Raw genomic sequence first — 17,129 nt, 5'->3', positions numbered from 1 at the left:
ATTGTTTTGTACTATCCAGTAAGTCTTTAGCTTAGTGGTAAAACAAAACGGTTTTGGATCATCAATATTGATTATGGTTTATATTTCTAGAGGAGATACAATAAAGTTCTGACATGCCTGTTGAAAACATATTGACAAAGGCAGGGAAAAAACAAAGAATAAAAAGGGTGGGAACAGGAATCCCATCCTTTTTTGCATGGATGAAAATGTGAGGGGAAAGCCTGATAATCTTTGCCCTATCAACGTTTGAATGAAAGTGTGAAGGATAATATTTCAAATGGCCAAAATTGGTAATCCTAGGCATGCGGGTTGAAGAGGGGTGGAGCAGCAGGACATTAATATTGCTGAACAGAAATAAGAGCGATTTATAAAGCAAATAATAACTAAATGATATTAACGAAACTGTAATTAACCCAGTAAAGAATGTTGGTAGAATAAAATTAGGATGGAATTTAACATGTTAAGAATAAGTAATATTAAGCTTCGTGCTGATTTTGATCCAGGTAAGGAAAATGAACTTTTAGCTCAGAAAATCCAGAAAATACTTAAGGTCAAACAGAACAAAATATTGTCATTTAGAATTGCAAAGAAGTCGATTGACGCAAGGGAAAAAAATAATGTCCAGCTTGTTTATTCTGTTGATGTTGAAATTGAAAAAGAGGGATCATATTTAGGAATAAAGAATGTTTCTTTCTATCAACCAATAGAATATGTAATCACGAAAACCCAAAAAACTATCCGTCCTGTAGTAGTAGGAAGTGGACCTGCTGGGCTGTTCTGTGCCTTGGTCTTAGCCGAACATGGTTTAAATCCAGTTGTTGTAGAGCAGGGAATGGACGTTGATAAAAGAAAAGTTGCTGTTGATAAATTTTGGAAATACGGAGAACTTGACACGAATAGTAATGTCCAATTTGGTGAAGGTGGAGCAGGAACATTTTCAGATGGTAAATTAACAACAGGCATAAAAAATACTAGAATTCCGAAAATTTTAAAGGAATTCGTAGAAGCTGGTGCCCCTAGGGAGATATCTTATTTATCAAAGCCCCATATTGGAACTGATATTTTGATAACTGTTGTAAAAAATATTCGTAAAAAAATAGAACGACTAGGTGGAGAATTTCGTTTCGAAACGAAAATGAAGGAACTTATTATCGAAAATGGAGAAGTTAAAGGCGTGCTGCTAGATAGACAAGGGAAAACAGATGCCCTAGAAACAGATGCTGTAGTATTGGCGATAGGGCATAGTGCTCGAGATACTTTTTATATGTTAAAGGATTCGGGTGTAGACATGATACCGAAGTCTTTTGCTGTAGGTGTGCGTATTGAGCATCACCAAAAAGACATCGATTTTCAGCAATACGGCAGCTGTTCAAATAATTCGCTGCTTGGTGCATCTGATTATAAGTTGAATGCACATCTTCCTAATGGACGAGGTGTTTACACGTTTTGTATGTGCCCTGGAGGACATGTTGTTGCTGCCGCATCAGAAAAAAATGCTGTAGTTACAAATGGGATGAGCTATAGCACAAGAAGTGGCGAAAATGCTAATAGTGCATTACTTGTTTCTGTTACACCAAATGATTTTAATGGCGATGTTTTGACCGCAATAGAGTTTCAAAGAAAACTTGAGCGAAAAGCATTTGAACTTGGTGGCAGAAATTATTTTGCACCAGTCCAATTGGTCGGTGATTTCTTAGAAAATAAGGGCAGTAAACAACTTGGCGATGTTACCCCAACCTACACACCGGGTGTCACGCCAACGGACTTGAGAGAATGCCTTGATGATTTTATCGTTGATAGTTTAAAAGATGGTCTGCGGGACATGGACAAAAAACTTACGGGTTTTATCAAGCATGATGCAGTTTTATCAGCTGTAGAAAGCCGTAGTTCATCACCAGTTACAATTAAGCGAAATCCGCTGACATTTGAGTCGAACATCAAAGGATTATATCCTTGTGGTGAAGGTGCAGGTTATGCTGGAGGTATCACATCTAGTGCTGTTGACGGCATAAAATGTGCGGAAGCGTTAATGGCGATTGAACTTTAGTTTTTGATCTGCAAATTAAAAAAAGGGGTACCCAAGTAAAATTTTACTTGGGTACCCCTTAATCTTTATTTAAAACACTTTCGTAGTCCAATCCTCACAATTCCAGATATCTGTCGCAATGTCACGATAGAAATCAGGTTCGTGGGATACCATCAAGATACTTCCGCGATATGCCTTTAAAGCACGCTTCAATTCTTCTTTGGCATCTACATCCAAGTGATTGGTAGGCTCGTCAAGAATTAATAAATTCGTCTCTGTGTTTAATATTTTACACAAACGAACTTTGGCTTTTTCGCCACCAGAAAGAACTTCAATTTTACTTTCAATATGTTTCGTCGTTAATCCACATTTTGCAAGAGCAGCACGGACTTCAGCCTGATTCATACTTGGAAACTCGTTCCAAATCTCTTCAATACAAGTGTTGTAGTTGGACTGTTTAACTTCCTGCTCGAAGTAACCGATGTATTGATAATCACCACGTTCTACTTTACCCTTCAGCGGATTAATCAACCCAAGAATACTTTTTAAAAGAGTAGACTTACCAATCCCGTTTGCACCCACGAATGCAATTTTTTGTCCGCGTTCCATTTTCAAATTCAGAGGGCGGGAAAGTGGCTCGTTGTAACCAATAACAAGATCTTCAGTCGTGAAAATCCAACGGCTGGCTGCACGAGCTTCTTTGAAATTAAACTCTGGTTTCGGCCGCTCTTTCCCCAATTCAATAATTTCCATTTTGTCGAGCTTCTTCTGGCGGGACATCGCCATATTACGTGTCGCAACACTTGCCTTGTTACGGGCAACGAAGTCTTTCAAATCAGCAATCTCTTGTTGTTGACGCTTGTAAGCAGACTCTAGCTGCTGCTTCTTCATCTCATGAATTTTTAAGAAGTTATCATAGTCACCTGCATAGCGATTCAACTCTTGGTTTTCCATATGATAGATCAAGTTAACAACACTGTTTAAGAATGGAATATCATGTGAAATTAAGATAAATGCATTATCATATTCCTGTAAATAGCGCTTCAACCATTCGATATGCTGTTCATCCAAATAGTTCGTAGGCTCATCCAGTAATAGGATTTCAGGCTTTTCCAGCAAAAGCTTAGCTAGCAAAACTTTCGTACGCTGCCCACCGCTAAGATCAGCCACATCGCGATCGAGTCCAACATCGTCTAATCCTAAACCACGAGCAACTTCTTCAACTTTTGAATTAATTTGATAGAAATCATTACTATCTAAAGTTTCTTGCAGCTCGCCAACTTCAGCAAGCATTGCATCGATATCAGCACCTTCATCACCCATTTTTGCATAAAGCTCATTGATCTCTGCTTCAGCATCAAAAAGATATTGAAAAGCAGTGCTCAAAGCTTCACGCATCGTAGTTCCTTTTTGAAGTACAGCATGCTGGTCTAAATAACCAACACGAACCTTTCGGGACCACTCAATTTTCCCTTCGTCAGGTTGCAATTTCCCAGTCACAATATTCATGAAGGTAGACTTACCCTCACCATTTGCACCAACTAGTCCAACGTGCTCTCCTTTTAAAAGTCGAAAAGATACATTATTAAAAATCGCACGATCACCGAAACCGTGGCTTAAATTTTGTACGTTTAATACGCTCATTTTTTTAACCCCTTATCTAATGTCACATGTGGATATCATACTAGATTTAGAAAGGATTTTCTATCTTGAATTTATTTTTTGTGCGTAATGTAATTTGATTTCTTAACTCTCAGTCTTTGTAATGGTTCATTGGTATCCCGCCTATAATCCGGTAGAAAGTGGTTGAAGGTTGGAGTTGTAAAACATTTCACTTATTATAAAAAAAGAAGCAAGAATTATTAAACTAATTTCCTGCTTCTTTTCTAAATTGAAACGGCAGCCAATAGTCAATAATTGGCTGCCGCCCAATTTAATTAATGAATGTTTAACAACATCTACTCACTTTGCCGCCTTTAGCATTATAGCGCTCGTCTTGAACTTGGCAGAAAAATTCCTTTCTAGACTTAATCGGTTCCTCGGGATGTTGCTTTTCCATATGTTCAACATAGGTTTCGTAACAAGGCACACCTACTAACAGACTGAAAAACTGTTTTCGATAACTGAGTGCTTTCTTGATCCATTCCATTTAGCTATGCCTCCGTATGAACACTTTCTCTAGGAATATAAGGGCTTTCATGTAGATCCGTTTTTTGTTTTTTCGATATTTTAGTCCATATCCGGATGGCTGAAATGAATACTGTAATCACGACTATCATAAAGAATGCACATAGTGCTGCATCAATATAATCATTAAACATGACTTGACTCATTTCACCCATATCCTTTGCCGGTGCTAGAACTTCCCCATTATTATATGCGTCTCGGAATTTCCTCGCGTGGGACAAAAAACCGATTGCCGGATTGGAATGGAAAAGCTTTTGCCAGCCTGCTGTTAATGTGACAATAAGCAGCCAGACTGTTGGAATAAGTGTAATCCACGAATATTTGATTTTCCCCATTTTAAATAGAATAGTAGTACCGAAAATTAATGCAATGCCGGCAAGCATTTGGTTTGAAATTCCAAATAACGGCCATAATGTGTTGATTCCGCCTAATGGGTCTACAACCCCTTGGTATAAGAAATATCCCCAAGCACAAACACTTAGTGCAGTTGCGATGATATTCGGCAGCCATGCTTCTGTATTTGCAAATGGTTTGTATACAGTTCCGATAATCTCTTGAATCATGAAGCGGCAAACCCGGGTCCCGGCATCGATGGTAGTTAAGATAAATAAGGCTTCAAAAAGAATGGCAAAATGATACCAAAATGCCATTAGTGCTTTTCCGCCGATCACTTGAGAAAAAATCGTTGCCATCCCAATAGCAAAGGTCGGTGCACCGCCGGTACGAGATAAAATGGTTTCTTCCTCAATATCACTGCTTATTTCCGTTAGCATATCTGGTGTCAGAGTGTAACCCCATTGGGAAATGGTATTCGCAGCACTCGCAACATCAGTTCCTATAACAGCTGCAGGGCTATTGATGGCAAAATAAACGCCAGGTGTTAATACACAAGCAGCAATCATGGCCATAAGCGCAACAAATGATTCTGTTAACATCGCACCGTAACCGATTGGCCGTGCATGGGTTTCACGTTCAATCATTTTAGGAGTCGTTCCCGATGAAATCAATGCGTGGAAACCGGAAACAGCACCACAGGCAATGGTAATAAATAAAAATGGGAATAAGTTTCCTGAGAAAACCGGACCTGTACCATTGATAAATTCCGTAACAGCAGGCATTTCCAGGCTTGGCATTGTGATAAAAATTCCAATTGCCAAACCTGCAATCGTCCCAATTTTTAAAAATGTACTTAAGTAATCCCGTGGAGCAAGCAATAGCCAAACCGGTAATACAGCTGCGACGAAGCCGTAAATAATCATTAAGATGGCAATCGTTTCCCCGCTTAAATTAAATATTGCTGACAGCCCTGGATGCTGGCCGATATATCTTCCAAAAATTAATGATAAAAGTAATAAAATAATGCCTAAAATAGTAGCTTCACCGATACGGCCAGGACGGATAAACCGCATATAGATTCCCATTAAAATAGCAATTGGAATGGTAGAGGCAACTGTAAATAATCCCCATGGACTGCCTATTAAAGCTTTAACCACAACCAGACCTAGAACTGCCAGCAAGATGACCATGATTCCTAAAATACCAATCATGGCAATGACCCCGGTTAATTTCCCCATTTCATCCTTAATCATTTCACCAAGGGATTTCCCATTGCGCCGTATAGAAGCAAAAAGAATAATAAAGTCCTGAACAGCTCCCGCAAGAACAACCCCAACAATGATCCATAGTGTTCCAGGTAAATATCCCATTTGTGCAGCAAGAATCGGCCCAACAAGAGGTCCTGCACCGGCAATGGCTGCAAAGTGATGACCAAACAATACTACTTTATTGGTTGGTACATAGTCTTTTCCATCATTATTAATTTCACTTGGTGTTTTCCGATTATCGTCTAGTTCAAAGATCCGTTTAGCCATGAATTTGCTATAAAACCGATAACCAATCGCATAAACGCAAATCGCAGCAGTAATCAACCAAATGGAATTGATAGATTCTCCCCTGTTTAAAGCTAAGATTCCAAAGCTCAAAGCTCCTAATGCTGAAATTAATCCCCAGATAACAATCGATTTAAACGCTTTCAATTCATCCACCTTCCTTATTAATAGATTTATTATTTAATATTTTCTGATAATATTAAATATTTCCCAAATTATACCACCCTTAAAAATATTTTTGCAATATGCTGTTCATAGTAATTATTAATACTTACACAAGAGATGGTACAGACATATTGTCATTTTCTAAAGCTTACTTTGCCTGTTGGTTTTTACCATGTCAGAGGTTTCTGCTTTTTATACATAATGAAAGAAGATTAATCTCAAAAATAGATTGTTTGCATTTAAAATCAATATTGTTTAGATTAATAAAACATAATAGTATATATATCAAGAAAAGGGCATTAAAAATTAAAAAACTATGATGATCACAAAGTTGGAATATTTATATAAAAGGTGATGTTAAATGAAAAAAATTGAAGCCATTATCAGACCTGAAAAGCTAACTGAGACGATTAAAGGGCTAAAAAGCATTGGGGTTACGGGATTTACCATATCCCAGGTAGTTGGAAGAGGAAAACAGAAAGGAAGCCAGGGAGTCTATCGGGGGAAAAATTACAAAGTAACTCTCCATCCAAAAGTTAAATTGGAAATTGTCCTTTCGAATTATATGGTTGAACAAACGATTAAGATAATAGTTGATTCTGCCCAAACTGGAGAAGATGGTGACGGTAAAATCTACGTTTATCCGATTTTAGAAGCTTACAACATTCGAACAGGAAATATAGATGATAGTATTGATGATTTAGTAAGTGGAGAGGAGTAACTATTTTGGAACTATTATATATAAATACGATATGGATTGTGTTATCTGCCGCAATGGTGCTATTTATGGAAGGTGGATTTAGTTTACTAGAATCTGGTTTTGTAAGAACGAAAAATGCAGTCAATGTTACGATGAAGATTTTTGTTGATTTAACGATAGGGGCTTTAGGTTTTTGGGTAGTTGGTTTTGGGATTATGTTTGGGAAAGATGCATTTGGAATCATAGGTACGAGCCTTTTTGGCAGTCCGGATAAAATTGCTCTTTCTATTGAATTACCTAGTGCAGCGTTTGTACTGTTTCAAATGGGGTTTGCAGTAGCCTGTGTCTCGATTATTTCGGGTGCAGTAGCTGAACGTATGAATTTTAAAGCTTATATTATCACTGTAGCCCTTGTTTGTATGGTTATTTATCCACTTTCAGGTCATTGGATTTGGAACAGTGATGGATGGCTGGCAGAATTAGGCATAAAGGATTTTGCAGGTTCGGGTGCGATTCACGCGGTAGGAGGATTTGCTGCTTTTGCAATGGCTAAACGGTTAGGAGCGAGAAAAGGTAGATTTAATTCGGACGGAAGTGCCAATGTTTTTGCACCTAGTAATATTCCTTTAGCTTCAGCTGGTGCATTTATTTTATGGTTTGGCTGGTTTGCTTTTAATGCAGGAAGTACGTTAGATGCCTCTAATACAGATCTTGCCACGATTGCCCTTAATACCATGCTTGCTGGGGCAAGCGGCGGTTCAGCCGCCCTATTTTTAACCATGAAAAAGTTTGGAAAAGCAGATCCAAGTATGACGATTAATGGAGTATTAGCTGGGCTGGTGGCGATCACAGCCGGATGTGCCTTTGTTTCGCAATGGAGTGCAATTATAATTGGGGTTATCAGTGGTTTGATTGTGATTTATGCCACTTTATTTATAGACAATTTAAAAGTAGATGACCCGGTTGGAGCCGTAGCGGTTCACGGCTTTAATGGTGTCTTCGGAACAATAGCTGTTGGATTGTTTGATAAGTCTCAAGGTCTTTTAACAACAGGCGATTTGTCTCTTCTAACAATACAACTATTAGGTGCAGGAGCAGTCATTGTTTGGGGACTTATTGGTGGAACATTTATCGCAAAGGTTTGTGAAAAGACTGTTGGCTTCCGCGTAAGTCAACGGGAGGAAGAAGAAGGTTTGGATATGTCCTACCACGGGATTCCGGCTTATAACGAATTAGAACGATTCACAGATATTCCTACAGGTTTGTATGATTTTGAGGAAACAACGGGGATTTCGGTTGCTCCAGCTGCCAGTAGGAAAGAAAGAGTGGTTTGAGTTTTTAAAAAAGGTTGAATAGTATCTTTTAATGAATTTTTCTATCGTATTCAAAGTTAAAGTATGCTGAACAGTGAAGGTAACTACCCTTTGGGTGTTGCCTTTTTTTCTTGAGTTTTACACATTATTGTCATTAATTCATCAAATGAAAATGCGAAAATTCTGGTCAGTTCCTTTAAAATTAATATGGGATAGATTATCTAAAGTTTATATGTGAACTTATTCACAAAAATGAATAAAGTGAGGCTTTAACATGTATTATCAAAACATATTCAAAGAAGGCAAAATAGGCAGCCTAACATTAAAAAACAGAATTGTCATGCCCCCCATGGGAACCAATCTAGCTGGCTTTGAAGGTGAAGTAACGGACCAGCTCATTGCTTATTATGAAGAAAGGGCAAAGGGAGGAACCGGGTTAATTATTGTGGAATTTACCTGTATTGATTATGAATACGGGAAAGGCTTTGTCCGGCAAGTAAGGTTGGACGATGACCGCTGTGTCCCCGGGATGTTCCGTTTGGCGAATGCAGTACATAAGTATGGAGCAAAGATTTTTATCCAAATCCATCATGCAGGCAGGCAGTCCAACTCCACTCTGATCAATGGGAAACAGATTGTTGCTCCGAGCAGTGTTCCAAGTGCGGCAGTCGGTGAAGTGCCACGGGAATTAACGACAGCAGAAGTAAAAGTTTTAGTAAATAAATTTGTTCAGGCTGCCGTAAGAGTGAAGCAGTCCGGGTTTGACGGTGTCGAAGTTCATGGTGCTCACGGCTATTTAATTAATCAGTTCCTGAGCCCTGAGGCTAACCTAAGGACGGATGAATATGGAGGAAGCTTTGAAAATCGGATGAGATTCCTTGAGGAAATCATTCTGGGTATCCGGGGAAAATGCGGTGAGGATTTTCCTGTTACAGTTCGCCTCAGTGTGGATGAATTTGTCGAAGGGGGCATCGATTTAAACCTGGGGAAAGAAATTGCTCAATACCTGGAAAATCTGGGGATAGACGGGCTGCATGTCAGCTGCGGAACTTATGACTCTTCTGATACACTTATCGAATCCCCATTATTTGAACAAGGCTGGAGAGTCTACTTGGCAGAGGAGATTAAAAAAGTCGTCAATATTCCTGTTATCACAGTCGGGTCCATTCGTGAACCGCAATTTGTTGAAAACATCCTTGCAGAAGGCAAAGCAGACTTTGTGGCTATCGGCAGGGGACTGATTGCTGATCCTGAGTGGGCGAAGAAAACCAAGGAAGGACGCGAAGCTGAAATCAGAAAATGTATCAATTGCCTCCATTGTATTCACTCTGTTAATCGTAACTTGCATGTCCGCTGCTCCCTCAATGCAGGAGCGGGACGGGAACTCGAGTTCCAGGAACTGAAGTGTATTCCTGCTGCCGAAAGCCGTCAGGTTGTGGTGGTTGGCGGTGGTCCGGGCGGAATCGAGGCAGCCCGGGTTCTGAAATTAAAAGGATATAATGTAACGCTTTTTGAAAAGGATAATAAGCTCGGCGGTCAATTGAACCTTGTCGATGAGCCGACTTATAAGAAGAAAATGGCCTGGCATCTTGATTATATCCGCAATGAAATGAATCGGTTAAATGTGGACGTACGTTTAAATACGGAAGCGACGGTTCAGGACATCCTGGCTCTCAATCCATATGCTGTGCTGCTGGCAACAGGCGGAGTACCATGTCTCCCACACGTTGAAGGCATTGATTTGGGTCACGTGTACACCTATGAAGATATTAAATTACAGGTTAGAGGATTTACGAATCAAAAAATTACCGTCATCGGCAGTGGTTTGAGCTGTCATGGAATCGCCCGCCGCCTTGCTGAAGCCGGCAATCAAGTCACATATCTGGAGATTCTTACTAAGGCAAGTAGAAGAATCGGTCAGGATACGAGATTACGCCTTCATCATAAGCTGAAACGATTAAATGTGGATGTTATTACGACTCACCAATTAGTTAAAATCCTTCCGGAGAGTGTTGTTGTGGAGGATCCGGCAACCGGTAAACAAGCTGAAATTGAATCAAAGAATGTGATTGTTGCAATGGGGATCGTGGCGTATAACCCATTAGAGAAAGCATTAAAGAATGAGATGGATAATGTGTTTGTGCTGGGAGATGCTTTAGGCTATGGATCTCTTGGTGAGGCTACCCGAGATGGCTTTGAAAAGGCATATGTCCTTGAATCCATTGTTACAAATACTGGTGAGTAAAAGTATTTAGCCAGGCAATCTTTATAATAAAAATGAAAACAGTGAGTATGGCAAAAGCTCACTGTTTTTACTTATTTTTATTTTCATATTTAAGGGTATTCTCCTTGTCACGGCTGGCTAGACTTGTAGTTAGCAAGAAGTTCGCAATCTACAACTAATTGTTGGCGTCTAATGTTCTAAAGGTACTTTGTTAGTAGATAAAATCAGAAAGGATGGTAAAATGTCGCAAATAAAGGATGAAATTATTTTAAGAGGGCTAAAAGAAAATAATTTAAAAAATGTAGATTTAAATATACCAAAGGAAAAAATCATCGTATTTACTGGTCTTTCAGGTTCAGGAAAGAGCTCAGTTGTTTTTGATACATTGGCAGCAGAAAGCAGAAGACAAATGACTTTGAACTATCCTCTCTATGTCAGAAATCAAATGCCAAGGTACGAAAGACCTCACGCCGATCTGATGCAAAACTTAAGCCCAGTTGTTGTAGTAGAGCAAAGAGCTATAGGAGGAAATTCCCGTTCAACAGTAGGAACCTATATGGATATACATCCATTAATTCGGCTTTTGTTCTCGAGAATCGGAAATCCATCAATTGGTTCTGCTACTGATTTTTCGAGTCAAAGTTCCTTTGGCAGATGTCCGGAATGTGGCGGATATGGGGAAGTCATTGCGCCAGACTTAAATAAGATGATCGATTTTGACAAGTCACTTCGGGAATATGCCGTAAAATTTAAGCCATTATCGCCCTCAGGCTGGCAAGGAAGATGGATGATAACCGGTGGGTTATTCGATCCAGATTTGCCGATAAAGGACTACCCCGAAGAAAAACGCAATCTACTAATATATGGTCCTCCAGAGGGTGAAAAAGTATTTGCCCCGTTTCATACAAAAAACGGACCTCAACCTCATGAGTGGGATGGGTTATTGCCTCGATTTACACGCCTTTATATCAATAGAGATATCTCAAAGCTAAAAGAAGTATCCCAAGATGACGTCTTAACCGTATCAACACATTCACTATGCCCAACATGCCAAGGTTCAGGCTTAAATCCAAAGGTTTTAGAATGCAGGATAAATGGTTTAAATATTGCGGAGTACGATCAATTAGAGCTTCCGGAAATACTAGTAGAACTAGAGGACATCAAAGAGCCTATGGGAGAATCTATAGCCCAACAAGCAATCCCGCCTATAAAACAACTAATTGATATGGGACTGGGATATTTGAGCCTATCGAGAAAAATGGGCACCCTGTCCAGCGGTGAAGCCCAAAGGGTAAAAATTGCCCGCCATTTAGGGAGCAGCTTAAACAATATCACATACATTTTCGATGAACCAAGTGCAGGACTTCATCCAGAAGAAGTGGATTTGTTAATCGGGATGCTAAAAAGGCTAAAAGAGCAGCATAATACGGTCATTGTAATTGAACATAATCTATCTGTCATAAAAGTGGCGGATGAAATCATCGAAATGGGACCTGGAGCAGGTGTAAACGGAGGAGAAGTTGTTTATCAGGGGAAATTAGAAGGACTAAAAAATTCCCCCACCGCAACAGCCTTAAATCACAAGTTGAAAATAAATAAACATCCGAGAGAAATAAAAAGTTCTTTTACAATAAACAAAGCAAGCAACAATAATTTGAAAAATATAAGCGTAGATATTCCTAAAAATGTCTTAGTCTCTATATGCGGCGTATCAGGTTCAGGAAAAAGCTCTTTAACATTGGAGGCATTCGCGAAAAAGTATCCAGAATCGATCATGGTAGGACAAGGCGGCATCGGAATATCCAACCGTTCGACCCTGGCTACATATATGGGAATCATGGATGATATTCGCTCCATATTTTCAAAAGAAACTGGACAACCAGCAGGTTTGTTCAGCTTTAACTCGCGGGGAGCATGTCCTGTCTGTAAAGGAAAAGGGGTCATAATGCCGGATGTAGCATTTGCCGATCCAGTGACCGTTCTTTGTGAGGCGTGTTGCGGGACAAGATTTTCAGAAGAAGCACTTAGTTATCGCTACCAAGATAAAAATATAGTAGAGATTTTAGCTTTAACAATAGACCAAGCGATTCACTATTTTACAATTCCAAAGATCATAAAAAGAGTGAATACGCTAAAAGATGTAGGATTAGGCTATCTGACCTTAGGACAGACAACAAGTTCTCTGAGCGGGGGAGAAATCCAACGTCTAAAACTTGCCAGCCACTTACAAAGAGAAGGACAAATCTATTTATTAGACGAGCCATCCTTAGGTCTGCATACAGAAGATAACGGGAAACTCTTAGACGTATTTCAAAATCTCGTAAACAGAGGTAATTCTGTCATCATAATCGAACACAATCTAGACTTTATCGCTGCGAGCGACTGGATCATAGAATTGGGTCCGGGAGGAGGAAAACAAGGCGGACAAATGATATTTGAAGGCACACCGGAAGCGATGTTACATGCAGAGACATTGACAGCGAAATGGTTAATAGATGGAGTAAGAAAACATTCCGGACGGGTCATATGGTGATATTTTTACATAAATTATTAATGTCCAAATGTACTTGTGATTGATAATAGGTCATTAAGCATGATATAAGTGTAAAAGAAGTGGAACATTTGGCTTTATAATTTTTTTACCGAGAGTTTGAAGGTGTACCAAAGTGAGAGGATTTGAGTTTGAAATGATAGATAATTTTTGGCGTGATTTGCCTCGGCCATTTTTTGTACTTGCACCAATGGAAGATGTGACAGATGTTGTTTTTCGTCACGTAGTAAGTGAAGCCGGCCGACCGGATGTATTTTTCACAGAGTTTACCAACTCGGATAGCTATTGTCATCCAGAGGGCATAAAAAGTGTGCGTGGCCGTTTGATTTTTACAGAAGATGAACAGCCAATGGTGGCACATATTTGGGGAGATAATCCCGAATATTTCCGCCAAATGAGTATTGGCTTGGCAGATCTGGGATTTAAAGGCATTGATCTTAATATGGGCTGCCCTGTACCGAATGTGGCATCGAGAGGGAAAGGCAGCGGTCTTATTCTGCGTCCAGACGTTGCGGCAGAACTTATTCAAGCGGCAAAGATTAGCGGACTGCCTGTCAGTGTGAAAACACGACTTGGCTATAAAGATGTAACGGAGTGGGAGGAGTGGCTAACGCATATTTTCAAACAGGATATTGCGAACCTTTCTATTCATTTACGTACAAGAAAGGAAATGAGCCAAGTAGATGCGCATTGGGAGCTCATTCCGGAAATTAAAAAATTACGTGACCGTATCGCACCCAATACGCTGCTAACCATCAATGGAGACATTCCAGACCGTCAAACGGGACTGCAGCTTGCTGAACAATATGGTATTGATGGCGTTATGATCGGGCGGGGTATTTTTAAAAATCCTTTTGCTTTTGAAAAAGAGCCAAAAGAGCATAGCAGTAAGGAATTACTTGATCTCTTAAGACTGCAGCTGGATCTTCAAGATCGGTATGCGGAAGTTCTGCCACGCTCTATCACAGGGCTTCATCGCTTTTTCAAAATTTATGTCAAAGGATTCCCTGGAGCTGCTGAACTAAGAAATCAATTGATGAATACGAAATCAACAGATGAAGTACGTGCATTGCTTGAAAGCTTTGGAAAATAATGTTGATGGGACGTGGTTCTTTATATCCCCATGTCCCACTTGAAGGAGGCTTTTTTTATGGAACGTATTGATTATTTGCTGGTTCATGAGTATCTTGAAAAATTAGCAGATCCTAGCTTTCCGGGGCCGGCTAGTGGTAGTGCCGCTGCAACCATAGCAGCTATGGCAGCGGCATTGCTGGAAATGTCTTGTAAAGTAACGATGAAAAACGGTGGGGGAAATATACCTTTAGCTTTAAATGAAATAGAAGTAATTCGCCAGCATTGCCTAGCGCTTGCAACTGAAGATATGGAGGTACTGGCAGAGGTAGTTCGAGCAGCAAAGTCCAGAAAAGAGAATCCTGAAAAATATGAGTGTGCAATAAGAAATGCTACAGATACACTGGTTTCCTTAGTGAAAAACTGTGAATTCATTTTAAGGGAAATAGAACAATTGATCCCTGTCTGTAATAAAAAGGTAGTTGCCGAATTAATCGGGAGTACGCACATGGCTGAAGCGGCCCTGGCTTCTGCAAAGCTTGGTGTGGAAGTAAACCTGCACTTACTGCATGATGAAAATTATAAAGAAAGTGTACAGGGCATTATGAAGAATAGCTATAAAAATAGTATCGAAATGAAAGAACGGATACTTAACATCGTGAATAAATAAGGGGGTACAATGGTGAGGCTGCAAATGCCCCCCTTAGTAAAGAGTTAGCCCCCTTGCACGATTTAGCCATGAAAAGTTTTCACTTCGCCTTTTTTCCACCTTTGGCAGGTTATTTCAAGTAAGATTACCGCTCATGGAATAATTTCAAAAACGGAGCCTTGGTTGAAATCTGTCACATTTGTCGAACCATGAACGCCTAAAAATAGTCTAGTTTGATCCAAATTCGTACCCAAGCTAACATAATATGCCGATTGGGACCCAAAATTATAATCGGTTTCAATCACACTAAAATCATTTAGCTGACCATCTGTTCTCGCTCTGGTATAGGCTAAAACTCCTCTAACCGGCGTTTGGGCTCCTGCATTCCGAGCAAAGTCGCTAAACACAACACTTCCCGTTAAAGCGGGAATTCTATTTCCCATATAGGATTGTACGCCCGTTAGTGAAATGCCCTCAAATTTATCGGGGCGGGGATCTTTATGAAAATAACTAATTAGAGGCTGAATCCGCTGAACGGAAGTGATCACAGCCTCGTTGTAATAGGTAATTGTTTTCTCATTCGAATTCGGGTTTTCGGAGCAGCCTGTTAGTATCGATGTAGGAAAAGCACCTTCCCATCCCCGCCAGCCCAAGTTAATAAAGCCCTTTTGGTTAGGATCGGAATTCATAAAGTGTGCTTGAACAAGCTGAGTAACTGGTATTGGTTTATAATGCGCAAATGAAAAAATCGACTCTACCAGCCCCTGTCCGACATTTCCCACATATTTAATGTAGCGATTTTGAAATCTTTGAAAAGAAATACCTGGTATGTTACGAACACCTTTGGCAATGACCGTAAGCGATTCTTGAATTGGAACAGGGAGTTCATTAAAACGTGTGACTACGGGTGGATTAAGGATATATGTACCCTTATCTACATCAATTTCAATGATTTTACCGGCTATTTCCATATCATTCTGGCTTAAATTAAAAGGATCATAGCCAGAGCCGCCATCCCCTGTTGTTAATACAAGTTTTCCTGTTTCAGGTGAAAAGTTTAAGCTATTGACACCATTATGATTCATAAAGGGTCTTCTTAAATTTAGTAATGTCCGCCGTTTTTGAGGCTGCCCGCTCGATTGTAAAATCCATTCTTCAACTGTATCAATATGATCATATTTGTTTTCTCTATCTAACCACTTTAGGTCTAAGGTTCCCGGGTCACAGGGGTTGGGTGTAAAAGGTCCTTGAAGGGCACCTGGACCTTGTGTTCCAGCTACAGAATAATGAAGGTAAAACAGACCATTATAATTAAATCCGGGATGAAAGGCTAGCCCTAGCAGCCCCCGTTCATCATATCCACCACGAGGAGTGCCCAGTTTTATGATGCGCGGACGAAGGTCTAAAAAAGTCTCTAGCATTCTATTTCCTACATAAAAAATCTCCCCAACCTGGGTTGCAATAAATAACTTTTCAAATGAGTCACCTGGAAGTACAGCTGTTTTCAAAACAGTAGGTAAATTGATATTTCGCACAATGGGCTGTAAACTCACTTTAACTTTTATCAATTCACTATACCCCCTTTTTACCGTTTTTTCTGTATATGAGTATGATTAAAATTTTTCTAATAGTACAGTATTAGGACCTGGGAATTTGCTGTACATTGCACCATTGGATCTTTTATGATTTTACTTGAAATATTTTGCGATAATTGAAATTGAATGTTCTGGAATTGTACTTATTGCCGCCGGAGGTATTGCCTATTTCGTTTTAGCAAGCAAGAAGGAAAAAGAGCGACACCATGCTGTTGAATTAAAATAAATAAAAAATTTTTACATGCCTGCCTTTCAAATAATTTTATTTTGGAGGGCAGGTTCTTTTTTTTATTTCACTCTTTTATGATAATGTTTTGGATTAAAAGTCAAAAAGAGTTGCTTTCTATTAAGTGTGATGATACTATTAATTTCCCTTTTCCTTTAAGAAGATAGTTAGAAATTAAGTTTGAAGTTCTTCTTTAATATAGAGAATAGGGATTAATACAGAAAAAACTTTTAAAAAGAAGTTGACTTCTGTGAATCTGGATGTTATATTAGTAAACGTCGCTGATGCGAAACGATTTAAGAAATTACTTCTTAACAGTTGACTTCGCCGAAACGGAATGATACAATTCGTTTTGTCGCTATAAGAATTCAGCAGATAATTGTTCTTTGAAAACTAAACAAAGCAGAAACGTCAACGTAAGTTTTATTTTTGTAACACAACATGAGCAAATCAAACACTTTTTTGGAGAGTTTGATCCTGGCTCAGGACGAACGCTGGCGGCGTGCCTAATACATGCAAGTCGAGCGGACTTT

11 protein-coding genes and 1 rRNA gene are annotated in these 17,129 nt (G+C 39.5%); 8 read left to right on the top strand and 4 right to left on the bottom strand.

Annotated elements, in window-relative coordinates; translation table 11 throughout:
* The first annotated feature begins 457 nt into the window (after positions 1-457).
* The gene (locus HNR53_RS17960; protein ID WP_184528562.1) at positions 458-2,047 is read left to right on the top strand and encodes an NAD(P)/FAD-dependent oxidoreductase; all 1,590 of its coding nucleotides are present in this window, start codon (positions 458-460) and stop codon (positions 2,045-2,047) included.
* 69 nt (positions 2,048-2,116) lie between these two features.
* On the opposite strand, the gene HNR53_RS17955 is transcribed toward HNR53_RS17960, so the two are convergent.
* From HNR53_RS17955 to HNR53_RS17945, 3 genes are all read right to left on the bottom strand, one after another.
* Positions 2,117-3,670, bottom strand: a complete 1,554-nt coding sequence (locus HNR53_RS17955) for an ABC-F family ATP-binding cassette domain-containing protein (RefSeq protein ID WP_184528560.1) — start codon at positions 3,668-3,670, stop codon at positions 2,117-2,119.
* A gap of 304 nt (positions 3,671-3,974) precedes the next feature.
* Positions 3,975-4,175 carry a YbdD/YjiX family protein gene (locus tag HNR53_RS17950; RefSeq protein ID WP_184528557.1) on the bottom strand — a complete coding sequence of 67 codons (201 nt, stop codon included), beginning with the start codon at positions 4,173-4,175 and terminating at the stop codon, positions 3,975-3,977.
* 4 nt (positions 4,176-4,179) lie between these two features.
* Positions 4,180-6,249, bottom strand: coding sequence for a carbon starvation CstA family protein (locus HNR53_RS17945; protein ID WP_184528555.1), 2,070 nt, complete (start codon positions 6,247-6,249; stop codon positions 4,180-4,182).
* 379 nt (positions 6,250-6,628) lie between these two features.
* Between HNR53_RS17945 and HNR53_RS17940 the strand changes: the two genes are divergently transcribed.
* The 6 genes from HNR53_RS17940 (at position 6,629) to HNR53_RS17915 (ending at position 14,796) form a co-directional block, all read left to right on the top strand.
* Positions 6,629-6,988, top strand: a complete 360-nt coding sequence (locus HNR53_RS17940) for a P-II family nitrogen regulator (RefSeq protein WP_184528553.1) — start codon at positions 6,629-6,631, stop codon at positions 6,986-6,988.
* Positions 6,989-6,993: 5 nt separating this feature from the next.
* Complete coding sequence (locus HNR53_RS17935; protein WP_184528551.1) at positions 6,994-8,301, top strand: ammonium transporter; 1,308 nt, start codon at positions 6,994-6,996, stop codon at positions 8,299-8,301.
* 253 nt (positions 8,302-8,554) lie between these two features.
* Entirely contained in the window at positions 8,555-10,525 is a 1,971-nt protein-coding gene (locus tag HNR53_RS17930) for an oxidoreductase (RefSeq protein ID WP_184528549.1), read from the top strand.
* A 220-nt stretch (positions 10,526-10,745) separates the two neighbouring features.
* A complete protein-coding gene (locus HNR53_RS17925) occupies positions 10,746-13,037 on the top strand; it encodes an ATP-binding cassette domain-containing protein (RefSeq protein ID WP_184528547.1) in 2,292 nt (763 codons plus the stop codon).
* A 154-nt stretch (positions 13,038-13,191) separates the two neighbouring features.
* On the top strand, positions 13,192-14,148 hold the full coding sequence (locus tag HNR53_RS17920) for a tRNA dihydrouridine synthase (protein ID WP_184528666.1): 957 nt from the start codon (positions 13,192-13,194) through the stop codon (positions 14,146-14,148).
* 57 nt (positions 14,149-14,205) lie between these two features.
* On the top strand, positions 14,206-14,796 hold the full coding sequence (locus HNR53_RS17915) for a cyclodeaminase/cyclohydrolase family protein (protein WP_184528545.1): 591 nt from the start codon (positions 14,206-14,208) through the stop codon (positions 14,794-14,796).
* Between the two features lie 131 nt (positions 14,797-14,927).
* On the opposite strand, the gene HNR53_RS17910 is transcribed toward HNR53_RS17915, so the two are convergent.
* Positions 14,928-16,343: a PQQ-dependent sugar dehydrogenase gene (locus HNR53_RS17910; protein ID WP_184528543.1), complete on the bottom strand. Its 1,416-nt coding sequence runs from the start codon at positions 16,341-16,343 to the stop codon at positions 14,928-14,930.
* Positions 16,344-17,055: 712 nt separating this feature from the next.
* On the opposite strand from HNR53_RS17910, the gene HNR53_RS17905 reads away from it, so the two are divergent.
* Positions 17,056-17,129, top strand: a 16S ribosomal RNA gene (locus HNR53_RS17905); the annotation flags it as partial.

The organism is Bacillus benzoevorans (assembly GCF_014207535.1).
GTDB classification, from domain to species: domain Bacteria; phylum Bacillota; class Bacilli; order Bacillales; family Cytobacillaceae; genus Bacillus_BD; species Bacillus_BD benzoevorans.
The sequence above is the reverse complement of the archived record's forward strand: the minus strand, read 5'-3'. Positions and strand labels throughout refer to the sequence as shown.